Source organism: Achromobacter xylosoxidans, from assembly GCF_014490035.1.
Taxonomy (GTDB): Bacteria; Pseudomonadota; Gammaproteobacteria; order Burkholderiales; family Burkholderiaceae_B; genus Achromobacter; species Achromobacter bronchisepticus_A.
The window spans coordinates 2,178,900-2,203,327 of record NZ_CP061008.1 but is presented as its reverse complement, the minus strand read 5'-3'; the positions used below and the strand labels follow the sequence as shown (position 1 = coordinate 2,203,327).

At 64.8% G+C, this 24,428-nt stretch carries 22 protein-coding genes and 4 tRNA genes; 12 read left to right on the top strand and 14 right to left on the bottom strand.

The features are described 5' to 3' along the window. Nucleotides 1-44 precede the first annotated feature (44 nt). On the bottom strand, nt 45-671 hold the full coding sequence (locus IAG39_RS10420; protein ID WP_118933687.1) for a cysteine dioxygenase: 627 nt from the start codon (nt 669-671) through the stop codon (nt 45-47). Between the two features lie 167 nt (nt 672-838). Here IAG39_RS10420 and IAG39_RS10415 point away from each other — a divergent pair, with 167 nt between their 5' ends. From IAG39_RS10415 to IAG39_RS10400, 4 genes are all read left to right on the top strand, one after another. Continuing rightward, nucleotides 839-1,651, top strand: a complete 813-nt coding sequence (locus tag IAG39_RS10415; RefSeq protein WP_118933686.1) for an SIR2 family NAD-dependent protein deacylase — start codon at nt 839-841, stop codon at nt 1,649-1,651. 109 nt (nt 1,652-1,760) lie between these two features. Then, the gene (locus tag IAG39_RS10410) at nt 1,761-2,363 is read left to right on the top strand and encodes a helix-turn-helix domain-containing protein (protein WP_118933702.1); all 603 of its coding nucleotides are present in this window, start codon (nt 1,761-1,763) and stop codon (nt 2,361-2,363) included. Nucleotides 2,364-2,483: 120 nt separating this feature from the next. Beyond that, a complete protein-coding gene (locus IAG39_RS10405) occupies nt 2,484-2,711 on the top strand; it encodes a hypothetical protein (protein ID WP_054453154.1) in 228 nt (75 codons plus the stop codon). Nucleotides 2,712-2,923: 212 nt separating this feature from the next. Then, complete coding sequence (locus tag IAG39_RS10400; protein ID WP_118933685.1) at nt 2,924-3,154, top strand: DUF3079 domain-containing protein; 231 nt, start codon at nt 2,924-2,926, stop codon at nt 3,152-3,154. 102 nt (nt 3,155-3,256) lie between these two features. Here IAG39_RS10400 and IAG39_RS10395 read toward each other — a convergent pair. Next, a tRNA-Arg gene (locus IAG39_RS10395) sits at nt 3,257-3,333 on the bottom strand. A gap of 335 nt (nt 3,334-3,668) precedes the next feature. Here IAG39_RS10395 and IAG39_RS10390 point away from each other — a divergent pair. The 3 genes from IAG39_RS10390 to IAG39_RS10380 all read left to right on the top strand — a co-directional run bounded on the left by IAG39_RS10390 (nt 3,669) and on the right by IAG39_RS10380 (nt 6,757). Then, nucleotides 3,669-4,358: a DUF3313 domain-containing protein gene (locus tag IAG39_RS10390; RefSeq protein WP_118933684.1), complete on the top strand. Its 690-nt coding sequence runs from the start codon at nt 3,669-3,671 to the stop codon at nt 4,356-4,358. An 81-nt stretch (nt 4,359-4,439) separates the two neighbouring features. Further along, entirely contained in the window at nt 4,440-5,882 is a 1,443-nt protein-coding gene (locus IAG39_RS10385) for a DUF1254 domain-containing protein (protein WP_118933683.1), read from the top strand. Between the two features lie 98 nt (nt 5,883-5,980). Beyond that, a complete protein-coding gene (locus IAG39_RS10380) occupies nt 5,981-6,757 on the top strand; it encodes a hypothetical protein (protein WP_059372074.1) in 777 nt (258 codons plus the stop codon). An 80-nt stretch (nt 6,758-6,837) separates the two neighbouring features. Here IAG39_RS10380 and IAG39_RS10375 read toward each other — a convergent pair. The 9 genes from IAG39_RS10375 to cysS all read right to left on the bottom strand — a co-directional run bounded on the left by IAG39_RS10375 (nt 6,838) and on the right by cysS (nt 14,270). Further along, a tRNA-Arg gene (locus IAG39_RS10375) sits at nt 6,838-6,914 on the bottom strand. Nucleotides 6,915-7,042: 128 nt separating this feature from the next. Beyond that, nucleotides 7,043-7,119: transfer RNA gene (locus IAG39_RS10370), tRNA-Arg, on the bottom strand. Nucleotides 7,120-7,219: 100 nt separating this feature from the next. After that, a complete protein-coding gene (mnmH, locus tag IAG39_RS10365; RefSeq protein ID WP_118933682.1) occupies nt 7,220-8,284 on the bottom strand; it encodes a tRNA 2-selenouridine(34) synthase MnmH in 1,065 nt (354 codons plus the stop codon). Between the two features lie 152 nt (nt 8,285-8,436). Further along, nucleotides 8,437-8,529, bottom strand: a tRNA-Ser gene (locus IAG39_RS10360). Nucleotides 8,530-8,615: 86 nt separating this feature from the next. After that, a complete protein-coding gene (locus IAG39_RS10355) occupies nt 8,616-9,881 on the bottom strand; it encodes an aspartate kinase (RefSeq protein WP_059372055.1) in 1,266 nt (421 codons plus the stop codon). Nucleotides 9,882-10,022: 141 nt separating this feature from the next. Then, complete coding sequence (gene tilS / locus IAG39_RS10350) at nt 10,023-10,997, bottom strand: tRNA lysidine(34) synthetase TilS (RefSeq protein ID WP_410469183.1); 975 nt, start codon at nt 10,995-10,997, stop codon at nt 10,023-10,025. 151 nt (nt 10,998-11,148) lie between these two features. Further along, entirely contained in the window at nt 11,149-12,114 is a 966-nt protein-coding gene (locus tag IAG39_RS10345) for an acetyl-CoA carboxylase carboxyltransferase subunit alpha (protein WP_059372051.1), read from the bottom strand. A gap of 36 nt (nt 12,115-12,150) precedes the next feature. Continuing rightward, the gene (locus tag IAG39_RS10340) at nt 12,151-12,795 is read right to left on the bottom strand and encodes a DNA-3-methyladenine glycosylase family protein (protein WP_059372813.1); all 645 of its coding nucleotides are present in this window, start codon (nt 12,793-12,795) and stop codon (nt 12,151-12,153) included. Between the two features lie 20 nt (nt 12,796-12,815). Next, nucleotides 12,816-14,270, bottom strand: a complete 1,455-nt coding sequence (cysS, locus tag IAG39_RS10335; protein ID WP_118933680.1) for a cysteine--tRNA ligase — start codon at nt 14,268-14,270, stop codon at nt 12,816-12,818. A gap of 351 nt (nt 14,271-14,621) precedes the next feature. On the opposite strand from cysS, the gene IAG39_RS10330 reads away from it, so the two are divergent. From IAG39_RS10330 to IAG39_RS10320, 3 genes are all read left to right on the top strand, one after another. Further along, nucleotides 14,622-15,305 carry a tetratricopeptide repeat protein gene (locus tag IAG39_RS10330; RefSeq protein ID WP_059372045.1) on the top strand — a complete coding sequence of 228 codons (684 nt, stop codon included), beginning with the start codon at nt 14,622-14,624 and terminating at the stop codon, nt 15,303-15,305. Between the two features lie 134 nt (nt 15,306-15,439). Then, on the top strand, nt 15,440-15,949 hold the full coding sequence (locus tag IAG39_RS10325; RefSeq protein WP_059372043.1) for a peptidylprolyl isomerase: 510 nt from the start codon (nt 15,440-15,442) through the stop codon (nt 15,947-15,949). Continuing rightward, on the top strand, nt 15,942-16,715 hold the full coding sequence (locus tag IAG39_RS10320) for a UDP-2,3-diacylglucosamine diphosphatase (protein ID WP_059372039.1): 774 nt from the start codon (nt 15,942-15,944) through the stop codon (nt 16,713-16,715). Before IAG39_RS10325 ends, IAG39_RS10320 begins: the two co-directional genes overlap by 8 nt. 87 nt (nt 16,716-16,802) lie before the next feature. On the opposite strand, the gene IAG39_RS10315 is transcribed toward IAG39_RS10320, so the two are convergent. The 3 genes from IAG39_RS10315 to azu form a co-directional block, all read right to left on the bottom strand. Continuing rightward, entirely contained in the window at nt 16,803-17,666 is an 864-nt protein-coding gene (locus tag IAG39_RS10315) for an undecaprenyl-diphosphate phosphatase (RefSeq protein WP_059372038.1), read from the bottom strand. An 18-nt stretch (nt 17,667-17,684) separates the two neighbouring features. After that, nucleotides 17,685-19,268 carry a TerC family protein gene (locus IAG39_RS10310; protein WP_059372036.1) on the bottom strand — a complete coding sequence of 528 codons (1,584 nt, stop codon included), beginning with the start codon at nt 19,266-19,268 and terminating at the stop codon, nt 17,685-17,687. A gap of 195 nt (nt 19,269-19,463) precedes the next feature. Further along, nucleotides 19,464-19,913 (bottom strand): azurin, encoded by a 450-nt coding sequence (azu, locus tag IAG39_RS10305; RefSeq protein WP_059372035.1) that lies wholly within the window; start codon nt 19,911-19,913, stop codon nt 19,464-19,466. Between the two features lie 333 nt (nt 19,914-20,246). Between azu and IAG39_RS10300 the strand changes: the two genes are divergently transcribed. Continuing rightward, nucleotides 20,247-22,457 carry a NosR/NirI family protein gene (locus tag IAG39_RS10300; RefSeq protein WP_240633371.1) on the top strand — a complete coding sequence of 737 codons (2,211 nt, stop codon included), beginning with the start codon at nt 20,247-20,249 and terminating at the stop codon, nt 22,455-22,457. Between the two features lie 54 nt (nt 22,458-22,511). After that, on the top strand, nt 22,512-24,428 hold the full coding sequence (gene nosZ / locus IAG39_RS10295) for a TAT-dependent nitrous-oxide reductase (RefSeq protein WP_059372033.1): 1,917 nt from the start codon (nt 22,512-22,514) through the stop codon (nt 24,426-24,428).

The following is a 24,428-nucleotide window of genomic DNA, read 5'->3' as shown; positions in this document are numbered from 1 at the left end:
TTTAGGACAAGAAAATAGCATGGGACGCCGCGCGCGAACAGACCCTAGCGTGCGCCCCCGGCAATGGCCGCGCGCACGGCTTCCGAGCGGTCCCACAGGTTGGGCAGGCTGGGCGATGAATAGCCGGACACGAAAGGCTTGGCCTGCCCCGTCGCCGGGTCATATACGTGGCGCGACACGGCGCCGATGTTGCCGCCGTAGAGATGCACGCTGATCGATACGCGGTCGGCGTGGGCGTTGGACACGCGGTGGATGTCGCCTTCGGCCGGCGACAGGCGCTCCACGTCGCCCGGCTGCAAGGTGGTCGGGGCGCCCGCCGGAGTAACGCTGCCGTCCTCGCCGCGAACATAGCGCTGGTTGACCTCCGCCCCGCGCAGCATGCCCACATAACCCCAGACCTCGTGATCATGCACCGGCGTGAACTGGCCCGGCCCCCACACGAAACTCACCAGCGAAAAGCGTTCCAGCGGATCGCAGTGCAGCAGATATTGCTGGTAGTACTGAGGATGGGGCGCGGTACAGGCCTCGGGCAGCCAATCGTCATGGCGCACCAGGTCTGTGAATGCGGCCTGCAGCTCCGGCGTCTGCGCCAGACCCGTGGGCGTGGCCAGCCGGGTCGCGGCGGCGATGAAGCGGCGCAGCCTGTCCAGGCCGCCTTGAGATTCGGGCATTGCGTCTCTCCGTGAACTCTGGAAATCCCAGATTGAAAAAACAGTATCCACGATTCAGGATGGACACGCATCCTTGCCCCTGCTTCCGCCCGGGTAATCGCGCCTGGCTTTTCTTGACAGGCCCAGGCCCGCGCGTGCAGCGTATCGGACTGGCTTCAAGATTGAAAATGAAAAACACGCATCACGATATTCCCCCCGCGCTGGCGCAGACGCTGCGCCAGGCGCGGCGCGTCGTCGTCTTCACGGGCGCCGGCGTCTCCGCCGAAAGCGGCATCGCCACCTTCCGAGATGCGCTGACAGGCCTGTGGTCGCGCTTCGACGCACAGGCTCTCGCCACGCCCGAAGCGTTCCGCTCCCACCCCGACCTCGTTTGGGGCTGGTACGAATGGCGCCGCGCGCAGGCCCTGCGCGCCGCGCCGAACGCCGCGCATCGCGCCATCGCGGAACTGGCGCGACACGTGCCCGAGCTGCTCGTGGTCACGCAGAACGTCGACGATCTGCATGAACGTGCCGGCAGCCTCCATGTCGCGCACCTGCACGGCAGCCTGCACGCGCCGCGCTGCTCGGCCTGCGGCGCCGCCCATGCCTTTGCGCAGGCGTTCCCCGACGAACCCGGGCAAGGAAGGCGCATCGATCCGCCAGCGTGCACGCATTGCGGCGCGCCGGTACGGCCCGGCGTCGTGTGGTTCGGAGAAAGCCTGCCGCATGATGAGTGGGACAAAGCCATGCGGGCCGTCGAGCAATGCGACCTGCTGCTGAGCATAGGCACATCGGCGCTGGTCTACCCCGCGGCAGAACTGCCGCAACGCGCGCTGCGCCACGGCGCAACCCTGGCGCAGATCAATCCGGCCGCCACGCCGCTGGACGCGCACGCACACCACAACGTACGCGGCGCGGCCGCAGCGATCATGCCCAGGTTGCTTGCGGACGCGGGCTTCGGCCCCACCGATTACAGCCCTGCGCGCAGTGAAGATTCGTGAAGATGTCGGGGTCTGATGTGGCGCACAATCATCGACTCAAGTCAGGCGAGGGGAAACCCCAAATCCCACCACCCGCACCCCGGGATACATTGGCGGGATAGGTTTGGCCGTGGAGATTATCATTCCGTTTTCCTGGAGACTTCCCGACGTCTTTGTGCGCTCGCCGGACGGTGTCTTGCACCGTGTGGTGCGCCACGCCACGACCGCGGAAACCATCGCCCAACTCGAGAGCATGCCCAGCAACTATCACCTGGACTGCGAGTGCATGCTCGACAACGGCGAAGCCCTGCACTGGATCGGCGACAACCAATATCGCCAATTGAATGGCGGCGCCATTTTCACCGCCGAAGCCGCCACCACCACGCCTCGGGCCGATTCCCGCAAGAGCGCTGCCGCCAAGAGCAGCCTGCACGACCCCCGCAGAAAATCCGCCCCGCGCAGAACACCCGCGCAGGGGCAGAGTCATTTACCATTAGCTGTCGTCAATCTAAAAACCGGCAACGACTGGAGCCTGATACGCGCCTGGCGCGAGCATCTCAATATCAGCACCGCTGATATGGCTGCACGGCTAGGAGTGGACCACTCCATCTATATCGAACTGGAACGGCCGCGCCCGCGGCCCAGGCAGGTTATCCTGGACCGCGTATCCGAAGCCCTGGGCGTCACTCCCGACCAGCTCGACGATTCATTGTTTGGAGGGCACCTTCATTAGCCTGACGCGGGAACATCAAGCTTCCCGCCCTGGCATACTGAAATGCCCGAACGACTTTGGCGCCGTATATCCAATGGCCCGCGCATGGAGGTATCGCATATGCTCGGCACCGCAAGACGATTGACCGACGTCCTCGCCACCGCGCCGGACGGCACGCTCTACCGCATTGAACGCTTCGTCTCGGACCCCGACGCGTATTCCGCGCTGGGTACCTCGCGCTTCGATCCGAAGACGCATTGCGTATGCCGCACCAGCACAGGCGAAAAAGTCGCGTGGCTGGGCGGACAGACCTACCAGCTGCTCAAGAGCGGCACCTCCTTAACGGCGGTGGACCGACGACGCCACTAGGCGCACGGGGCCGCCGCGCCTGGCCGGGCGGCGCTCTCTCCTCCCGCATTCCTCAAAGCCGCGGCCCGACGCGCGACACTGCGCGCGTCGGGCCGCGGGCGTGGCGCTTGCGCCAGATCAAGGAATTCCGCGCGCGCCCGGCAGTACGCTGGACACATATCTGAAAAGAATGGCGCTGCCGTCGCGGCGCCCTCCGTCAGCAGGCATCCAGCATGGCCAAGAAGTTTCCCTTGCACCCGAAGCACCCCGAACGCATATGCTGGGGCTGCGACCGCTATTGCGCCACCGACTCGATGGCCTGCGGCAACGGCTCCGGCCGCACCATGCACCCCGCAGAGACGCTGGGAGACGATTGGTACACGGTCGGAGACTGGGGATTCGACGACGAAGATGACAAGACCCCGGACCAGGTCCGAACCGCGGAGCCAGCCCCGACGCACTGAAGCGCGACGTACCGGCGCAATCCGCGCCGCAAAACAAAAAGGCCTTCGATCGAAGATCAAAGGCCTTTCCGTTTTCTTTCGATTTCATCCAAGCAAGAAGCTTGGCGCGCCCGGCAGGATTCGAACCTACGACCCCCTGGTTCGTAGCCAGGTACTCTATCCAGCTGAGCTACGGGCGCTCCGAAAGAGGCGTGTTTATACCATGAAAAATAAAGGGTGCGCAAATCAGGCCGCCCGAAGCCCGCACCCGCGCTGCGCCCGAATCGCGGCCCCGGGACAGGTGCCCCGCCTCGGTCACGCGATTCCTTCCACAAAACGCGCACAAAGGGAATAGTTCAGAAAACCCGGTTCACTCGTCCGCGTTGCGAAATTTCACGCTTGGAAAAATAATTGGTTTCCTGTGCATATAGGTCAAAAAATGCGCCCACGAGCGGAAAGCAGCTCTTGCACGGGACCTCTCGCCGACGCCTGCAGTCGGGGCTCTCCTGCCCCCTGTCTGTCAGAAGGAACTTGCATGGACATCAAGAATTCCTCGGGCGCGCTTGTTCTGAGCCTCGCTGCCGCGATCCTGGCCACAGGCTGTTCCACCGCTCCCAAAACGACAGAGTCCGGCTTTCTGCCGGATTACTCGATGCTGCACCAGGCCCCCGCCCCCGATGGCGGGACCCGCCTGGTCTACCTGAATCCCGACTTCAACCCATCGCGCTATACGGCAGTCTGGCTCGATCCCATCGAGTATTACCCGGAACCTCGGCCAACCGCGGACGTTTCCATGGAAACCCTCACGGAGATACGCGTAGCGGTCGACGAAACGCTGCGGCGCAAGGTCGGCGAACAGGTGAGGCTGGTCGATCGCGCCGGGCCTGGCGTCGCCCATATACGCATCGCCATCACCGCGGTGGGAACCTCGGAGCAGGCGCTGCGGGCCTATCAATACATCCCCGTCGCGTTGGTAATGACCGAAGCCCGCGCCGCCCTGGAAGGAGGCATGGCGCGCAACGCCAGCGTCGCCATCGAGTCCCGGGTCACGGACAGCATGTCGGACGAATTGCTATATGCGTCCGTGCGGGGCGGCACGGGGGAGAAAGTCGCCAACGCCACCCAAGGCGCGGGCGGCGTTCGCCTGTCCAAGCTGCAACCCCTGATCGATGAATGGACCGCCGGCGCGGCCCGGGAAATCGGCAAGTACGTCCGACCACGCTAGAGCAAGGCATCACGCGGCACGGCCTGGCCTGTGCCGCGGCACTTCGTGCTTTTCAACCCATGAGTCCGTTGGAGTGATCCCATGAAGCTAACACGCCGCACATTGAACGCAGGTGGCCTTGCTCTGCTCGCCACCAGCGCCCTGGGCGCAGTCGCCCGGGCCGCCGATGGCCTGATCGCCGATCTGCCCGAAGGCGACGAGCAGTTCGGCTTGGCAACCGATGTCTACATCTACGCCTACCCCCTGGTGACCATGGAGATGACCAGAAGAGTCATCACCAACGTCGCGGAACCCAAGGGCACGCGGGCGCCAATGGGGAATCTCATCAAGCTGCGCCAGTACCCCGACGCCAAGTTCCGCGACGTGACCGCGCCTAACGCCGACACGCTCTACACCACTTCTTTCTTTGATGTCGGCGACGAGCCCTGGGTCGTCAGCCTGCCCGACATGAACGGACGCTATGCCCTGTTTCCGATGCTGGACGGCTGGACGACGGTGTTCGACGTGCCCGGCAAGCGCACCACCGGCACGGGAGCGCAAACCTTCATGGTCAGCGGCCCCGGATGGGAGGGCTCGATTCCGCAAGGCATGGTCCAGTACAAATCCCCCACCAGCATCGTCTGGCTGCTGGGCCGCATCTACTGCACCGGCACGCCGGAAGACTATGCGCAAGTGCACAAGCTGCAGGACGAAGTGAAGCTCTGTCCCTTGAGCGCTTGGGGCAAGGACTGGACCCCGCCCGCGGGCAAGGTCGACCCCGCCATAGACATGAAGACCGCGGTACGCGAGCAGGTCAACAACATGGACGCGGTCGAGTACTTCACCTTGTTCGCGCAGTTGCTCAAGCGCAATCCGCCCAACGCCGCCGACGCAGCCATCGTCGCGAAGATGGCCGCGATAGGCATCGTGCCGGGGCAGGACTTCGACAAGAGCCAGCTCGACCCCGACATCGCGAAGCGGGTCCCGCAGGTGGGCTTCGGACGCATCATGACGCACTTCAAGTCCAGCGGCGGCGACATCCAGGACGTCGATGGCTGGGGCTACACGACCAAGACGGGCATCTACGGCACCAACTACGTCCAGCGCGCCCTGATCACCGCGATCGGACTGGGCGCCAACCGCCCGCAGGACGCCATTTATCCCACTTCCCTGAAGTCAGACACCGGCGCCGTCAGACGCACCTACAACGGCTCGGAGAAGTACGTGCTGACCTTCAAGAAAGGGCTTACGCCGCCAGTCTCCGGCTTCTGGTCGCTGACGATGTATGACGCGCGCTACTTCTTCGTCGACAACCCGCTGAACCGCTACTCGATCAGCGCGCGCCAGCCCCTGAAGGCCAAGCCCGACGGCTCGATCGACCTGCTCATACAGCATGAATCGCCCGGCGCCGACATGGAGTCGAACTGGCTGCCTGCGCCCAAGGGCCCATTCATCCTGATGATGCGTCTTTACTGGCCCAACGAAAGCAACCCGTCCATCATCGACGGCTCCTGGACCATCCCTCCGGTAAGGCGGGTCACCTGACACCTGGGTTGCGTCGCACCGGCCCCTGGCCGGCTTTGCGCTCACCGCAGGCGTGATGGATGCGCTTCGTCACGCCTGCAGTTTGGGGAGGGTTTGCAATGAAAAAGAAAATCACGGGCTGCCTGGTCTGCGGGCTGCTGCAAGCCGGGACCGCGCTGGGCGCCGAAGCGGAGCCTGCTCCCGCAGCGGGGACCCTGCCTTCGAACGAATGGCAATTCTCGGTCACGCCCTACTTCTGGGCTGCCGGCCTGTCCGGCAAGACATCCCAATCACGGTCGCCCGTCATCGATATCCACGCGGGCTTCGACAAATTGTTCGACAACCTCGACTTCGGCGCCATGCTCATCGGCGATGCGCGCAAAGGACGCTACAGCGTGTTCGGCGACCTGATCTACACCAAGATCGGCACGCAGGGAGATACGCCGCGCGGCATCCTGGCCTCCAGCGCGGACGTGAAAGCCTCCACGTTCGCGGGACTGCTCGGGGTCGGTTATTCCTTGCTGGAAAACTCACCGCATCAACTCGACGTTGTCGCAGGCCTGCGCGTCTGGTCGGTCGACACCGACATCACGCTCAAGGGCGCGCACCTGGATGGCAGAACGCGCAGCGACGGCGCCACGTGGGTCGACGGCCTGGTGGGCGTGCGCGGAAACTACATGCTGAGTTCGAAGTACTACATCACCGGCTGGGGCCTGATCGGCGCGGGCGGCGCCGAAGCGGATTGGGATGTGGGCCTGGGCCTCGGCTACAACTTCAGCAAGAATGTCTCGGCGGCGATAGGCTATCGCGCACTGGGCGTGGACTACAGCAGCGGCGGCTTCAAGTTCGACGCGGTGCTGCAAGGACCCATGGCGGGCCTGACGATCCGCTTCTAGATGGCGGCGCAAAACAAAAAGGCCTTCGATCGAAGATCAAAGGCCTTTCCATTTTCTTTGCTGTATTGGCCAAGTGAACTTGGCGCGCCCGGCAGGATTCGAACCTACGACCCCCTGGTTCGTAGCCAGGTACTCTATCCAGCTGAGCTACGGGCGCTCCGGCAAAGAGGCAAAATTATATCAGAAAAATCTTGCCGTTTTTACTGCTCTTGCTATTCAAACGAGACGTTCAATCACATCGTTTCACCCGACACCGGCCGATTAAAACCAATGCGGAATCAAACTTGGCGCGCCCGGCAGGATTCGAACCTACGACCCCCTGGTTCGTAGCCAGGTACTCTATCCAGCTGAGCTACGGGCGCATTTGCGTTTGAAAGCAAGCCTTGAATAATAGCGTTATTTCGCGAAGCGTGCAAGTGAAGCACTGATTCATGCGATCACAGCATTCACGATGAAGAATGCTCAGGCCGCGCCATCGCTCGCACCCAGCCTCGCCAGCAACGCCCTCGCCTGCTCCACCACGTCGCCGTCATTGGGCCTGAATTCCAAGCGCAGCGCTTGCGGCAGTTGCGTGAAGTGCGCATGGCAGCTGCGCGCGTAGGCCGGATCGTAGTGCCGGTCTATGAGCTCCTGCGCCAGCTCGGCGCGCGCGCCGCTGTCGACCAAGGCCAGCCAGCCGTTCACGCGCTCGCGGCTGTGCAGGCCTATCATGCGTTGCAACTGCGCCTTGAGCGATTCGGGATCGTCGAACAGATGCGCGTAATCCTGCCGCAGAAAGGCAGCGCGATCCTCGCGGCTGGAGCGGACCTCGACACACGGACTGGCGTGCACAGCAGCCAATAACGCGGCGGGCAAGGCGACCGCGCCGATCTTGCGGCTCTCCGCCTCAACGAACACAGGCCGCGACGCGTCGAACGCGCGCAGGCGCTGCGCCAGCCGCGTGTCGAAGCCCTTTTGCGAGGGCTGCGCGACACCGGCCCAGGCGCCCAGCAATGACCCGCGATGCGCGGCCAGTCGCTCCAGGTCCAGCGTCTGCGCGCCGGCCTGCTCCAACGCGCTCAACAAGCGCGTCTTGCCGCTGCCGGTGGGCCCGGCCAGCACGATGTAGCGCAAACCCGCCGGCAGGCTATCCAGCGCGTCCAGCGTGGCCTGGCGATAGGTCTTGTAGCCGCCGTCCAGTTGCCGCGCGCGCCACCCTATCATGTTGAACATCGTCGTCATGGAGCCGGAGCGCGTGCCGCCGCGCCAGCAATAGATCAACGGCCGCCAACCCTGGCGCCGGTCGGCGAAGGTCGTGTCCAGATGCGCTGCGATGTTGCGCGCCACCAGCGCCGCGCCGACGCGCGAAGCCTCGAAGGGCGAGACCTGCTTGTACAGCGTGCCCACCACCACGCGCTCTTCATTGCTCAGCACAGGCGCGTTGATCGCGCCGGGAATGTGGTCATCGGCGAATTCGAGCGGCGTGCGCACGTCGATGACTTCATCGAAGTCTCGCAGCCGGTCAAGGGGAGCAAGCAGGTGCTTCAAGGGATCTGCGCCACAAAGGGAATCGGGAATTTTCTCATGCGACGCAGGCTCGCTCACGAGCGCGCTTGGCGCCCATGAAAAAACCCGCAATCACTTGCGTGATTGCGGGTTTTTTATCTCCGGTGCTGACCGAAGCCAGATCGGAGAGAATCTGGCGGAGATGGTGGGATTCGAACCCACGATGCAGTTTTTAGCCACATACTCCCTTAGCAGGGGAGCCCCTTCAGCCTCTCGGGCACATCTCCGAAGAGAACGAGATTCTAGCACGACTTTTTTCACTCTTGCCCGTTATCGAGCACTTATTGAAAAAAAATCGTGCCAGAGTCTTGAATCAGGCCTTTTCGGCAGGCGCCTGGTCCAGGCCGAAGGCCTTGTGCAGCGCGCGCACGCCCAGTTCCATGTACTTGTCGTCGATGATCACCGAGGTCTTGATCTCGCTGGTGCTGATCATCTGGATGTTGATGCCTTCTTGCGAAAGCGTCTGGAACATCAGGCTGGCCACGCCCACGTGCGAGCGCATGCCGATGCCGACGATGGAGACCTTGGCGACCTTCTCGTCGGTGGACAGTTCACGCGCGCCCACGGCGGGGATGACTTCGCGCTTGAGCAGATCGACGGCGCGGGCGAACTCGTTGCGGTTGACCGTGAACGAGAAGTCGGTCGTGCCAGCCACGGACTGGTTCTGCACGATCATGTCGACGTCGATGTTGGCGGCGGCGACCGGACCCAGGATGGAGAAGGCGATGCCGGGCTTGTCCGGAACGGCCAGCAAGGTGATTTTGGCTTCGTCGCGGCTGAAGGCGATGCCGGAGACAACGGCGGCTTCCATTTTTTCGTCTTCCTCAAAAGTAATCAGCGTGCCCGAGACCATTTCTTCTGCGAGCGGGATAAGCGGGTCGGTCAGCGAGGACAGGACCCGGACCGGCACACGGTATTTGCCGGCGAATTCAACCGAACGGATCTGCAGGACCTTGGAGCCCAGCGATGCCATTTCCAGCATTTCCTCGAAGGAAACGACGGCCATGCGACGCGCTTCGGGCACCACGCGCGGATCGGTCGTATAGACGCCGTCCACGTCGGTGTAGATCAGGCACTCGTCGGCCTTGATGGCGGCCGCCACGGCCACGGCCGAGGTATCGGAACCGCCGCGGCCCAGCGTGGTGATGTGGCCTTCCGGGTCGACGCCCTGGAAGCCCGTAACAATGACCACGCGACCGGCGTCCAGATCGCCGCGGATGCGCTCGTCGTCGATCGACGTGATGCGCGCCTTGGTGAACGACGAATCGGTGCGCACGGGCACTTGCCAACCGGCATAGCTGCGCGCCGGCACGCCTTCGGCCTGCAGCGCGATGGCCAGCAGGCCGCTGCTGGCCTGTTCGCCGGTGGCGGCGATCATGTCGAGCTCGCGGCTGTCGGGCTGCGGCGTAATCTCGCGCGCCAAGCCGAGCAGGCGATTGGTCTCGCCCGCCATCGCCGACGGAACAACGACAACCTGGTGGCCGGCAGCGTGCCACTTCGCGACGCGACGCGCCACGTTCTTGATGCGCTCGACCGAGCCCATCGAAGTACCGCCATATTTGTGAACGATCAGGGACATCTCGTACTCTGGCTGGGAACCCGCCGCAAAAGGTTGACGGGCAAAGCCGTATATTCTAGCGCGGCGGTAAAAATTTGCGCAGCTTGTGCAAAATTCTGTCCACGCCGCGATTTTTTGGGGACATCGGCGGCGCTGATCCGCCTATTCCCGGGGTTCGACCCAGACCCTGCCCCGGTGGCAGCGGATGACGTGGCCGGCCTGCTCCACCCGCAACTGGCGGTCATGGCCCAGGCTATGCAGCCCGCGCAGCTGCCGCAGCAGATCGCGCATCCTGGCATCCGTCGGCATGCGGGCGCCATTGCGTTCCAGCCAATGGCGCAGCACGTGCGCCTGGCGCGCCTCGGACAGCCCGCGCCACGCCTGCAGCGAAAAGCTGGCGCCGTCCGCGGAAGGATCGAGCGTGGCGAAGTCGTCGCGCGCCACCTCGTCCAGGATCTCGGCCGCCTCGCCCATGTGCCGCGCATGGCGCGCAACGATGGCGCGCCACCCGGGCCAGCGGGCATCGAGCGCCGGCGCCAGCAATTCGCGCAGGGCGGCGCGGGTGTAGTGGGGATCGGTGTTGGTGGGGTCCTGCACCGGACGCCAGCCGCTGGCTGCCGCCACCGCGTCCGCCGCATGCAGGATCGCCTCGCGGCCGATTTCCAGCCAGGGTCGCAGGTAGACCAGTCCATCGCGCCAGGACAGCGGCGCCATGGCAGCCATGCCAACCAGCCCGGTGCCGCGCAGCAGACGCAGCAGGACCGTTTCCGCCTGGTCGTTGCGATGATGGGCCAACAGGATATGCGTCACGCCCTGCTCTTGCGCCAATTGCGCCAGCGCCGCGTAGCGGGCGTCGCGCGCGGCCGCCTCGATGCCCTTGCCCGCCGCCTGCGCCACCTGCACGCGCGCGACCGACAGAGGCAGCGCGAGCATGTCCGCCAGCGCACGCGCATGCTGCGTCCATGCGTCGGCCGCGTCCTGCAAGCCGTGGTGCACATGGAACAGCGCCAGATCCATGCCCAGCTCGCGCGCCACGGCGGCCGCGTGCACGGCCAGCATGGCCGAATCGGCGCCGCCGCTCAACGCCACGGCGATGCGCGCCGGACGTTCGGGCAAGGCCAGCAAGGCGCGGCGCAAGGCCGCGGCCAGCTCGGCCGACACGGGAAGGGAATGAACTACGCCCGCCACGGCCCGATGCGGAGTATCGGACGCTGGGCGGGCGTTCATGGCGGGATGGCGCGTGGCGCTAGGCCGCGGCGCCGGCAGGCACGCCGGCGCCCTGCCTGCTTCAGGCGCGCACTTCCTGGTAGGCGCCGTAGGACAGCAGGCGCTGGACGCGCTGTTCCACGAGCTGCTCGGGCGTCATGCCCTGGAGCTGGCGCAGGGCGTCGCCCAGCGCGCGGCGCAGCAGGCGGGCCATGACGCGCGGATCGCGATGGGCGCCGCCCACGGGTTCGTTGACCACGCGGTCCACCAGGCCCAGGTCCTTCAGGCGCGGCGCGATGATGGCCAGGGCTTCGGCGGCTTCAGGCGCCTTGTCGGCGCTGCGCCACAGGATCGAGGCGCAGCCTTCCGGGGAAATCACGGCGTAGGTCGCGTATTGCAGCATCAGCACGGCATTGCCCACGGCGATGGCCAGGGCGCCGCCCGAGCCGCCTTCGCCGATGATGGTGCAGATCACGGGGACCTTGAGCTCGGCCATGGCATAAAGGTTGTGGCCGATGGCTTCGGACTGGCCGCGCTCTTCGGCGCCGATGCCGGGATAGGCGCCCGGAGTGTCCACGAACGTGAACACGGGAATGCCGAACTTCTCGGCCAGGCGCATCAGGCGCAGGGCCTTGCGATAGCCTTCCGGGCGCGGCATGCCGAAATTGCGGGCGGCGCGTTCCTTGGTGTCGCGTCCCTTCTGGTGGCCGATGACCATGCAGGGCGTGCCGTTGAAGCGCGCCAGGCCACCGATGATGGACTGGTCGTCGGCGTACATGCGGTCGCCGTGCAGTTCATGGAAGTCAGTGAACATTTCGCGCACGTAGTCCAGCGTGTAGGGGCGCTGGGGATGGCGGGCGACCAGGGCCGTCTGCCAGGGCGTGAGCTTGGCGTAGATTTCCTTGGCCAAGGTCTGGCTCTTCTGCTGCAGACGTCCGATCTCGTCGGAGATGTCTACCGCCGAATCGGCCTGCACGTAGCGCAGCTGCTCGATCTTGTTCTCAAGCTCGGCGAGCGGTTGTTCGAATTCCAGAAATGTATTGCGCATGTAGTGTGGTTCCGTAGATGGGCTGCCTGGCTTGCGTCAGTATTGGACCGGAGTCGGATCCAGACTGCGCCACAGATACCAGGTGGCCACGGTACGCCAGGGTTGCCACGCCAACGAGACTTCGCGAGCCTCGAAGCGAGAGACAGGCTCGCCGCTGAAATAGTGTAGCGAGATTGCCTTGAGCAACCCAGGATCATCCAGCGGCAGAACATCAGGCCGCTGCAGATTGAAAATCAAAAACATCTCCGCCGTCCAGCGGCCTATGCCCCGGATGGCGGTCAATTCGGAAATGACGGCTTCGTCGTCCATTGCCGCCCATTTCTCGGGATGGACCCGGCGCTCGCCGAAATGCACGGCCAGGTCCAGCACGTACTCGGCCTTGCGCTGCGACAGCCCGGCCGCGCGCAAGCCTTCCAGGCCGACGCGCAGCACGGCGACGGGCGTGGGGCGCTTGCCCACGGCCTCGATGAACTGGGTCCAGACGGTGTCGGCCGCCTTGCTGGACACCTGCTGCCCGATGATCGCCCGCGCCAGCGTCACGAATGGCGTGCCGCGCGAAGTCAGCCAGACTTCGGGATGCTGGGGGATGACCTTCTTCAGGATGCGGTCGCGCCGCATCAGATGGGCTACGGCGGCTTCCCAATACTCGGGCTTGGGAATGTCGAGGTCGGCGGTGGACATGGCGGGCGGGTCCTGCGGGTTCAAGCGCGACGCCATTGCGTCACGCCGCCCGGCTTGTCGTCGAGCTCGATGCCGGCTTCGCGCAGCTCCACGCGGATGCGGTCGGCTTCGGCGAAGTTGCGGGCGGCCTTGGCGGCCGCACGCGCGTCGATCAGGGACTGGATCGCCTCGGCGTCCAGCGCGCGGCGCTCGCCCTGCTCCATGGCTGCCGCCGAATAACGGGTGGGCGATTGGAAATAGGCTGCGGGATCCTGCTGCAGCAGGCCCAACAGGGACGCCAGCGCCTTCAACTGGCCGGCGCTGCGCGCGCTCTTGTTGCGGTTGGCGTCGGAGGCCAGTTCGAACAAGGCCGCGACCGCGCCCGAGCTGTTGAAGTCGTCATCCATGGCCGCCTTGAAGGCCTGGGCCTGCGGCTCGTTCCAATCGATGCCCTGGGTGTCGGCAGGCACGTTCTGCAGCGCCTGGTACAGGCGGTCGAGCGCGTTCTGCGCGTCGATCAGATTGTCCGGCGTGTAGTTCTGCGGGCTGCGGTAATGGTTGCGCACAATGAAGAAACGCACCATTTCCGCTTCGCGCGGGTTGACGTCATAGACGGCCTGGTCGGAGGTCGGCTCTTGCCGGGCGATGGTCTGGCGGATGGTGCGGAAATTGCCCAGGGACTTGGACATCTTGTCCGAGTCGACCATGAGCGGACCGCAATGCATCCAGATGTTGGCCAGCACGCCGCCGAAAGCACCCTCGGTCTGGGCGATCTCGTTTTCATGGTGCGGGAACTTCAGGTCCGGACCGCCGCCGTGGATGTCCAGCGGCAGGCCCAGCAGCGACTTGCTCATGGCCGAGCACTCGATGTGCCAGCCCGGACGGCCCAGGCCATACGGCGATTCCCACTTGGTGTCGGCCGGCTCGTCCGCCTTGGCGGACTTCCACAGCACGAAATCCAGCGGATCGCGCTTGGCCGAACCCACCGCCACGCGCTCGCCGGCGCGCAGGTCGTCCAGCGTCTTGCCGGACAGCTTGCCGTAGCCGGGAAAGCCGCGCACAGCGTAGTTCACATCGCCATCGTCGGCCTGGTAGGCCAGGCCGTTCTGCTCGAGCTTGCCGATGATGTCCAGCATCTCGCCGACGTACTCGGTCGCGCGCGGTTCGCGGTCCGGCGTCTGGACGCCCAGCGCGCGCTCGTCGGCGTGCATGGCGTCGATGTAGAACTCGGTGACTTCGCCGATGCGGCGGCCGGTCTCGACGGCGCGGCGGATGATCTTGTCGTCGATGTCCGTGATATTGCGCACATAATCGACCGCCAGGCCGCTGGCGCGCAGCCAGCGCTGCACGATGTCGAACGACACCAGCATGCGGGCGTGGCCCAGATGGCAGAAGTCATAGACGGTCATGCCACACACGTACATGCGCACCTGACCAGCCTGGGCCGGCTTGAACGGTTCTTTGGTACGCGACAACGTGTTGTAGATTTGCAGCATGGCGCTTATAGGCTTTATCTAAGTTTTCCGTGGCGGTTGCGGAAAGTTGCTGCCGAAGGAAAATACCTTCGGCGCGTGCCGCCGGGTCGGATGTCGATCCCGCCGATTTCGATCCTGCGATTTCGATCCCGCGGTTTCGATCCCGATCTCGGCTTCGGGCCATAATCTCACTGGCGCCGGCCGTTCCGAACCCGCATTTCGAGCCCGCATTCCATCAACGATATCCTGGGGCTTCGTCCCCGATGTCGAGCCAAAACTCAACCGGGGCTAAAATGGCGGTCGTCAAGTATAGCAAGCGGCCCGGTCGCGCGCGTAAGCGTCGGCCTGCCAAGACTTTTAACGGATGCCCAAGTGACTATCAAGCCGCGCTTTCGCGTCGCCCTGCTCGCCCTGGCCCTTGCGGGCGCGCCGGTTGGAGCCTCTCTGGCCCAGTCGATGGCCGGCGGCGGTGGAACCAACCCCAACGCCAACCGCACCACCCTGGATCCCATCCCGCCCGAGGGCGGCTGGGATAGTCTGGCCAAGCTGCTGGAAGCCGCCAAGCCCAGCGTCGACACCCGCCTGACGCCCTCGGCCTCGCAGATCACGACGCACATCGAGCGCCTGCTGAACCACGGCGACAACGCGGAAGCGCTTGCCATGATCGAAAAGCGCCAGGAGCAGATCAAGGACCAGCGCGGCACCGACGTGCAGCTGATGTTCCAGCACGCCCGCGCGCTGGCGGCCCTGAACCGCACCAGCGAAGCCATCGACGTCTACACCGAGATGACCAACCGCTTTCCGGAGCTGCCGGAACCTTGGAACAACCTGGGCGCTCTATATGCAGGGCGCGGCGAACTCGACCGCGCACAGGACGCCCTGTCGATGGCCCTGCGCGCCGACCCCAACTATGCCGCCGCCCGCGCCAATATGGGCGATCTGCAGCTTCTGCAGGCCTTGAACACCTACAAGAAGGCCGCCGCCGACGGCGTGCCCGGCATGCAGGAAAAGGTCCGAGAAGTCGAAACCATGCTGAAGGATAAACACGGCAAATGATGTCCCGCTACTCCCCCCTACACCTGCTGCGCCTGACGGCGTGCTCGTTCGCGCTGGCTGCATTCGCCCCAGCGCTCGTCAGCGCCGCCCCTGCGGCCAATTCCTCCACCTCCACCTCTGAAGGCACAAAAGCCATGAGCACCAACCCCCGCGTCAAGCTTCAAACGAACCAAGGCGACATGGTCATCACCCTGGATGCCGCCAAGGCTCCCAAGACCGTCGAAAACTTCCTGACCTACGTCAAGGAAGGTTTCTACAACGGCACGGTGTTCCATCGCGTGATCGATGGCTTCATGATCCAGGGCGGCGGCTTTGAGCCCGGCATGAAGCAGAAGCAGACCCATGCCCCCATCGAAAACGAGGCCAACAACGGCCTGAAGAACGACAAGTACACCCTGGCCATGGCCCGCACCAGCGATCCGCACTCGGCCACGGCGCAGTTCTTCATCAACGTGTCCAACAACGACTTCCTGAACTTCACCGCGCCCACGCCCAACGGCTGGGGCTATGCCGTGTTCGGCACCGTGACCGAAGGCACGGACGTGGTCGACAAGATCAAGGGCGTGAAGACCGGCAACAAGGGCTTCCACCAGAACGTGCCGAACGACGACGTGATCATCGAGAAGGCCGAAGTTCTTGAATAAGATCACGCTGTCCGGCCCCATCTGGCTGGCGTCCGACCTGCATCTGGGACCGGCCACGCCGGCCACCTCGGAGGCCTTCCTGGCCTTCCTGGAGGCCGCGCGGGAGGAAGCCGGCGCCCTGCTGCTGCCGGGCGACATCTTCGATGCCTGGATCGGCGACGATGTGATCCGCGCCGCGCCGCCGTGGCTGGCCACGGCGCTGACGGCGCTGCGCGACACCGCCAGCCGGATTCCGGTCTGGCTGGGCCGCGGCAACCGTGACTTCCTCATCGGGGAAGAACTGGCCCAGGCCCTGGGCGCCAAGCTGCTGCCCGAACCGGCGCTGCTGGAAACGGACTATGGGCAAATCCTGCTGACCCATGGCGACGAGTTCTGTACGGACGATGCCGCCTACCAGCAGTTCCGCAAGATGGTCCGCGATCCGCGCTGGCAGGCCGAATTCCTGGCCAAGACGATCCCCGAACGCCTGGCGATGGCGCAGCAGGCCCGCGGCGAAAGCCAGGCTGCCAACCAGATGAAGTCCATGGAGATCATGGACGTCAACGCCGCCGCCATTGAATCCGTCTTCCGCGAAACCGGCGTGCGCGTGCTGGTGCATGGCCATACCCATCGCCCCGCCCGCCACGTGCTGGAAGTCGACGGCAAGAAGCGCGAGCGCTGGGTCCTGCCCGACTGGGACTGCGACCATGTCTCGCCCGCCCGCGGCGGCTGGCTGGTCATCGACCAGGACGGCCTGCAGTTCTACGACCTGGAAACGGAAGCGTAGCCCTCGGGCGCGCCGCCACGGAAAACAGCAAGGGCCGCGCAAGCGGCCCTTGTCGTTGCTGCAGCCGGCGCCATGCCGGCCGTGCCATCAGCGCGTGAAGATCCAGGCTGCGACGACGCCGCCGAAGATGATCCGGTACCAGGCGAACACGCGATAGGTATGGTTGGCGACGAAGCGCAGCACGGCGCGCACCACCACCATCGCGCTCAGGAACGCGGCCACGAAGCCCACGGCAATGCCCGCCAGATCGTGCTGCGTGAGCAGATCCATGTTCTTGTACATGTCGTAGACCGCCGCGCCCAACATCGTGGGCATCGCCAGGAAGAACGAGAACTCGGTGGCCGTCTTGCGCTGGATCCCGGCGATCATGCCGCCGATGATGGTGGCGCCCGAACGCGAGGTGCCCGGAATCATCGCCAGGCATTGCGCCACGCCCACGCCCAGCGCCTGCTTCCAGGAGATCTGCTCCAGCGTGCGGGCCGTGGCGCGCTCATCCGAGGCGGTATCGTCGGCCGCGCCCGGCATGTCGCCCGGCGTATGGTGCGTCTTGCGCTCCACGTACAGCATGATCAGGCCGCCCAGCACCAGGGTCACGACCACCACGGCCGGGTGGTAGAAGACGCTCTTGATGGCCTTGATGAAGATCGCCCCGATGACGGCGGCCGGCAGGAAGGCGATGATCAGGTTGCGGGTGAAGGCCACCTCGCTGGGCACGCCGGTCAGGGTGCCGCGGATCAGCGTCAGGAGGCGGGCGCGGAACACCCACATCACCGCCAGGATGGAACCCAGCTGGATCACCACCTCGAACACCTTGCCCTGGCTGGATTCGAAATTGATCCAGTCGCCCACCAGGATGAGGTGGCCGGTGCTGGACACGGGAATGAATTCCGTCAGGCCCTCGATGATGCCCAGGACGAAAGCTTTGATCAGGTATAGGGTGTTTTCGGTCACGATGGCAGGTCGGTCCAGTTAGTCGTTGGCTAGGGATTCGTCGTCCGCAAGCATTTCCTGCGGCCGCTTTTCGACGCGCACCAGCGCGATGCGGCGGCCGTCCATTTCCAGGACTTCAAAGCGGAAATGCTCGTGGTGGATTTCGTACTCGCAGACGTCGCCCGGCTTGGGCAGGTGCCCGAAGCGCGACAGCAGGTACCCCGCCAGGGTTGAAAAATCCTGGGCGTCATCGACCAGGCCCTCGGTTTCCAGCACTTGCTCGACATGGTGCAGGTCGGCCGCGCCGTCGATTTTCCAGGTGTTCTCGCCGTCGGCGACGATGTCGGGCAGTTCGTCCTCGTCGGGGAACTCGCCGGCGATCGCCTCGAAGACGTCGATCGGCGTCACCAGGCCCTCGATGGCGCCGAACTCGTCGGCCACCAGCACCAGTTGGCCGCGCGAACGCTTGAGCGTGTCCATCAGGCGCAGGATGCCGATGGACTCGTGCACGATGATGGGGTCGCGCAGACGGTTGCGGCGTACCCTGCCCTCGGTGATCAGGTCGGCCACCAGGTCCTTGGCGCGGCCGATGCCCAGCACCTCGTCCAGGGAACCCCGGCAAACGGGGAAAAAGCTGTGCGGCGCCTCGGTCAGCTGGCGGCGGATGGTTTCCGGGTCGTCGTCGATATTGATCCACGACACATCCGTGCGCGGCGTCATGATCGAACGGATCGACCGCTCGGCCAGCGTCAGCACGCCGCTGACCATATTGCGCTCCTCGACCCCGAAAGCCGGGATGGCCGGACCGTTCGCGCTGGGCAGGTCGGGTTCGTCGGCGGGCGGGCGCTTGCCCAACATGCGCAGCACGGCGGAAGCGGTACGCTCGCGCATCGGCCGGCGCGCATCCAGCTTGAGCAGGTTGCGGCGCGCCACCTGGTTGAGCGCCTCGATGGCGACCGAGAAGCCGATGGCCGCGTACAGGTAGCCCTTGGGCACCTTGAAGCCGAAGGCTTCGGCCAGCAACGAAAAGCCGATCATGAGCAGGAAGCCCAGGCACAGCACCACCACCGTGGGGTGGGCGTTGACGAAGCGCGTCAGCGGCTTGGACGCCAGCAGCATGATGCCGATGGCGATGACCACGGCGATCATCATGATGGCCAGATGGTCCACCATGCCGACGGCGGTGATGACCGAGTCCAGCGAGAACACCGCGTCCAGCACCACGATCTGCGTGACGATCACCCAGAAGCTGGCGTACACGCGCGGCCCCGATGAGCCGCCGTGCTGGGAACCCTCCAGGCGCTCGTGCAGTTCCATGGTGCCTTTGAACAGCAGGAACAGGCCGCCGATCATCAGGATCAGGTCGCGGCCCGAGAACGACAGCGGGCCGATGGAAAACAGAGGGGCGGTCAGCGTGACCAGCCATGACATGACCGACAAAAGGCCAAGACGCATGATGAGCGCCAGGCTCAGGCCCATGATGCGCGCGCGGTCGCGTTGCGCAGGGGGCAGCTTGTCCGCCAGGATGGCGATGAAAATCAGGTTATCGATCCCCAGGACGATCTCAAGGATGACCAGGGTAAGCAAGCCGACCCACGCAGTAGGGTCCAGCAGCCACTCCATCAGGAGCTCCAGAAGTTACACGACCGGTAATCGTACATGGAAAATCCGTGACACGCCGGTGACGAACCCCGTCCTTATGCCTGAGACGCAGGCGGTTTAGGCCTGTAGAACCAGGACATCCGAGGTCTGGCGCCGCAGTCGGAGCGGACGAAAAAAAACCGGCTCCCAGCCGGTTTTCGCATCCGGGACAGCCGATCAGTCGCTGAGCTTGAGCGTGCCCTTCATCATGGCCCAGTGACCCGGGAAAGAGCAGAAGTAGGCATAAGCCTCGCCCGGGGTGAGCTTGGAGACGTCAAACGTAACCGAATCCGACTCGCCGCCGCCGATGACCTTGGTGTGGGCGATGACGCGGGTGTCGCCCGCCTTGACGTAGTCCTGCGGCAGGCCGGCGTTCATGCCGTCGGTGGCCACGGCCGTCTTGTCGGCCTCCTTGGTCAGCACCCAATTGTGGCCCATGGCGACCTTGGGCATTTTGCCGACGTGCTTGAGGTGAACGGTGAATTGCTTGCAGCTTTTGTCGACGACCATTTCCTTCAGGTTGTACTGCATGGCGTCGTTGCTTTCTATGGTTGCTTCGCACTGAGCGGCCAACGCGGGCAGGCTGGCTGCGGACAGAGCGATGGCGAGGGTGGCTTTTGCCAGCATGGAGATTCTCCGTAAACGTTGGCGGCTCTTCCGACACGCGTGAGGCACATGCCTCGCGTCGCTGCCGCCACGCACAAGTCTATGGCGCAGCGCAAAGCGCGCTATTGACCGGCATCAATAGCGCCTCGTTCAACCCCTCCAAAACGGGGATATCCCCTACGCCGCATGCGGGTATTGCCCGCCAGCGGTCCGCGCGCGAACGCCGATTGACAAACCGCAATACGACCGATGCCGAGCATTCTTAGGATGCCTGCAAACAAACACAATCAGCAGAGTACGAAAATGCGAGGCAGTAAAGCGGCGGGGCGCGGGTTCAGTCGGTACCAGTGGTTCGTGCATGCAGTCTTTCTAGTCTTGCTGCTGTGCGCGCAGGTCTTCAGCGCCGCCCAGGCCCAACGCCTGCCGGACTTCCTGGGCGGCATCCCCATCGAACAGATCTTCCCCGGCGCCGACCGCGCCGATCCTCCCGCCGGCAAGCCCATGGTTGCCAAGGTCTATGCGGGCACGCGCCAATTGGGCGTGGTCTATCTGACTTCCGACGTCGTCAACACCCGCGGCTACTCCAGCAAGCCCATCGACGTGCTGGTCGGCCTGGCGAACGATGGACGCATCGTCGGCGCCCGGCTGGTGGAACACCACGAGCCCATCGTGCTCATCGGCATTCCGCAATCCAAGGTCGACCATTTCATCAGCGGCTATGTGGGGCTGAACTTCGTCGACTCCCCTCCCCGCCATGGCGCCCCGCCGCCGGTGGACATCATCAGCGGCGCGACCGTCACCCTGATGGTGATCGGCGACAGCATCACGCGCTCGGCCATCGCCGTGGCCCGTGCCCACGGCATCGACAAGACCGCCGCAGCGGCGCCGCAGGCCGCGCCCGTTGCCGCCCGCGTCGTGGACGATACCCGCGATGCCGTCCAGTCCTGGCAGGATCTGCTGGATGCAGGCGCGGTGCGCAACCTGCGACTGAGCCCGGAGGACGTGAACCAGGCATTCCGCGCATCGGGAAGGAACGACGCCGCGGCCAATACGGAAGGCGGCGCCGACGCAGACGGCTTCATCGACCTGTACGCCGCGCTGGTCAGCGTGCCCGCCATCGGCCGCAGCCTGCTGGGCGACACGGAATGGCAACGCCTGAAGGAAAGGCTCAAGCCCGGCCAGCAGGCCGTGCTGGTGGCCGGCAACGGCGCCTACTCGTTCAAGGGTTCGGGCTACGTGCGCGGCGGCATCTTCGACCGCATCGAGATCATCCAGGACGAAAGCAGCTTCCGCTTCCGCGACCGCAACCACCAGCGCCTGGCCGACGTGGCCGCGCAGGGCGCGCCCGCGTTCCGCGAGGTAGCCCTGTTCGTCGTGCCCGAGGACGCCACGCTGGATCCGGTCGCGCCCTGGCGCCTGCAGCTGATGGTACAGCGCGTGCTCAGCGTCAGCGACAAGGCCTTCGTGACCTTCGATCTGAGCTATGAACTGCCGGCGGCCTATACCCGGCCGGTGGCAGGCGCGCAGGCATCCGCCGCGCCCTCGCCGCCTGCCGCTCAAGCCGTCCCAGCCCAGGCCGCTCAGGAAGAAGACGCCGCGCCCGCGCTATGGAAACAGATCTGGCGCGGCAAGGCCGGCCAGGTCACGGTGCTGACGGTGGCGCTGCTGGTGCTGGTGGGCGTCTTCTTCTTCCAGGACCAGCTTGCCAGCCGTCCGCTGCTGCATGACCGCCTGCGGTTGGCGTTCCTGGCGTTCGCGCTGTTCTGGATCGGCTGGTACGGCCAGGCCCAGCTTTCCGTGGTCAACGTGCTGACCTTCTTTTCGGCAATGCGCAGCGACTTCCGCTGGGAGTACTTCCTGATGGACCCGCTGGTGTTCATCCTGTGGTGCGCCACGGCCATCTCCATGGTGTTCTGGAACCGGGGCGCCTTCTGCGGCTGGCTATGCCCCTTCGGCGCGCTGCAGGAACTCAGCAACCGCATCGCCCGCCGCCTGGGTGTGCGCCAGCTCAAGATCAGCCATGGCGTGAACCAGCGCCTGTCGACCCTGAAGTACGTGATCTTCCTGCTGCTATTCGGATTTTCGCTGTACGACCTGGCGCTGGCCGAGCAGCTGTCCGAGGTCGAACCCTTCAAGACCGCGATCATCCTGCGCTTCATGCGCTACTGGCCCTTCGTCGCGTTCGCCGTGGCGCTGCTGGCGGCCGGCCTGTTCGTGGAGCGCTTCTTCTGCCGCTATCTCTGTCCGCTGGGGGCCGCGCTGGCGATCCCTGCGCGGTTGCGCATCTTCAACTGGCTGCGCCGCTACCGCGACTGCGGCAATCCCTGTCAACGCTGCAACCTTGAATGTCCGGTGCAGGCGATCGACCCCACCGGCGAGATCAATCCGAACGAGTGCATCCAGTGCCTGCACTGCCAGATGCTCTACCACCACGAGCAGAAATGTCCGCACCTGATCCAGAAGAAGGCCAAGCGGGAGCGCCGCCGCACGCCCGCGGCCGAACCCGCCGAGCAGGTCATTGTCATGCACCGCGCGCCGAATCCGAATAGCGAACCTGGCGCCTGATCCCGCTTTCCGCACCGCGGCGCCCGGGGCGCCGTTCCTACCAAGGAGTTATCCATGTCAGACAAGAATCCCGACAAGGCCGGCCTCACCCGCCGCAGCTTCCTCGGCACCGCAGCCATCACGGGCGCCGCCGGCCTGGTGGCGGGCGCACAGATCACCACCGCCCACGGCAAGGATGCGAAGGGCGGCGCCAATGGCGTGCTGGGCCACGTCGCGCCCGGGGAGCTGGACGAATACTATGCCTTCAACTCCAGCGGCCAGTCGGGCGAGGTGCGCGTGCTGGGGCTGCCCTCCATGCGCGAACTGGTGCGCATCCCCGTCTTCAACCATTGCAGCGCCACCGGCTGGGGCCGCACCAACGAAAGCCGCAAGATCCTGACCGAGGGCCTCACGCCCGAAACCCGCGAGTACCTGAAGGACAAGGGCGGCGTCTTCATCAACGGCGACGCGCATCACCCCCATCTGTCCTTCACCGACCGCACCTACGATGGCCGCTACCTGTACATCAACGACAAGGCCAACAACCGCGTCGCCCGCATCCGCCTGGATGTGATGAAGACCGACAAGATCACCGAACTGCCCAACGTCTCCGGCGTGCACGGCCTGCGGCCGCAGCGCTACCCGCGCACGGGCTACGTCTTCGCCAATGGCGAGCACATCATCCCGCTGCCCAACGACGGCAAGGTGACGGACGATCCCAAGAAGAACTTCTTCGCCATCTACACCGCCCTGGACGGCGACACCATGAAGGTCGCCTGGCAGGTGCTGGTCGACGGCAACCTGGACAACGGCGACGCCGACTACCAGGGCAAGTACTCGTTCTCCACCTGCTACAACTCGGAGAAAGGCGTCACCGTGGAGGAAGCCTCGGCCAACGAGCAGGACTGGGTCGTGGTGTTCAACATCAAGCGCATCGAGGAAGCCGTCAAGAATGGCGACTTCAAGATGATGGGCGGCGTGCCTGTGGTCGACGGACGCCATGGTTCCAAGTACACCCGCTACATCCCGGTGCCGAACTCGCCGCACGGCTGCAACGCCGCGCCCGACGGCATTCACCTGGTGCTCAACGGCAAACTGTCACCCACCGTCACGGTGCTGGACGTGCGCACGCTGGACGATCTGTTCGACGACAAGATCAAGCCGCGCGACTGCGTGGTGGCCGAACCCCAGCTGGGCCTGGGACCGCTGCACACGGCGTTCGACGGCCGCGGCAACGCCTACACCACGCTGTTCATCGACAGCCAGATGGTCAAGTGGAACATCGATAAGGCCAAGCGCGCCTACAAGGGCGAAAAGGTCGATCCCATCATCCAGAAGCTGGACGTGCACTACCAGCCCGGCCACAACCACTCGACCATGGGCGAGACCCGCGAAGCCGACGGCAAATGGCTGGTATCGCTGAACAAGTTCTCGAAGGATCGTTTCCTGAACGTCGGCCCGCTCAAGCCCGAGAACGACCAGTTGATCGACATCTCCGGCGACGAGATGAAGCTGGTGCATGACGGCCCCAGCTTCGCCGAGCCGCACGACATGTGCCTGGTGCACCGCTCCAAGGTCCATCCCGTGAGCGTCTGGAAGCGCGACGACCCGATGTGGGAAGACGCCCGCCAGATGGCCAAGAAGGACGGCGTTTCGCTGGACGACGCGGCCAAGGTCGTGCGCGACGGCAACAAGGTGCGCGTGTACATGATGGCGGTCGCGCCCATGTTCAGCCTCAAGAAGTTCGAGGTCAACCAGGGCGACGAGGTCACGGTGGTTGTCACGAACATGGAAGTGATCGAAGACCTGACGCACGGCTTCACGCTCGAAGGCCACGGCATCGCCATGGAGATCGGGCCGCAGGCCACCTCCTCGGTCACCTTCACGGCGGACCGGCCGGGCGTGTACTGGTACTACTGCCAGTGGTTCTGCCACGCGCTGCACATGGAGATGTCCGGCCAGATGGTCGTCCATCCCAAGAAGACCGCGTAG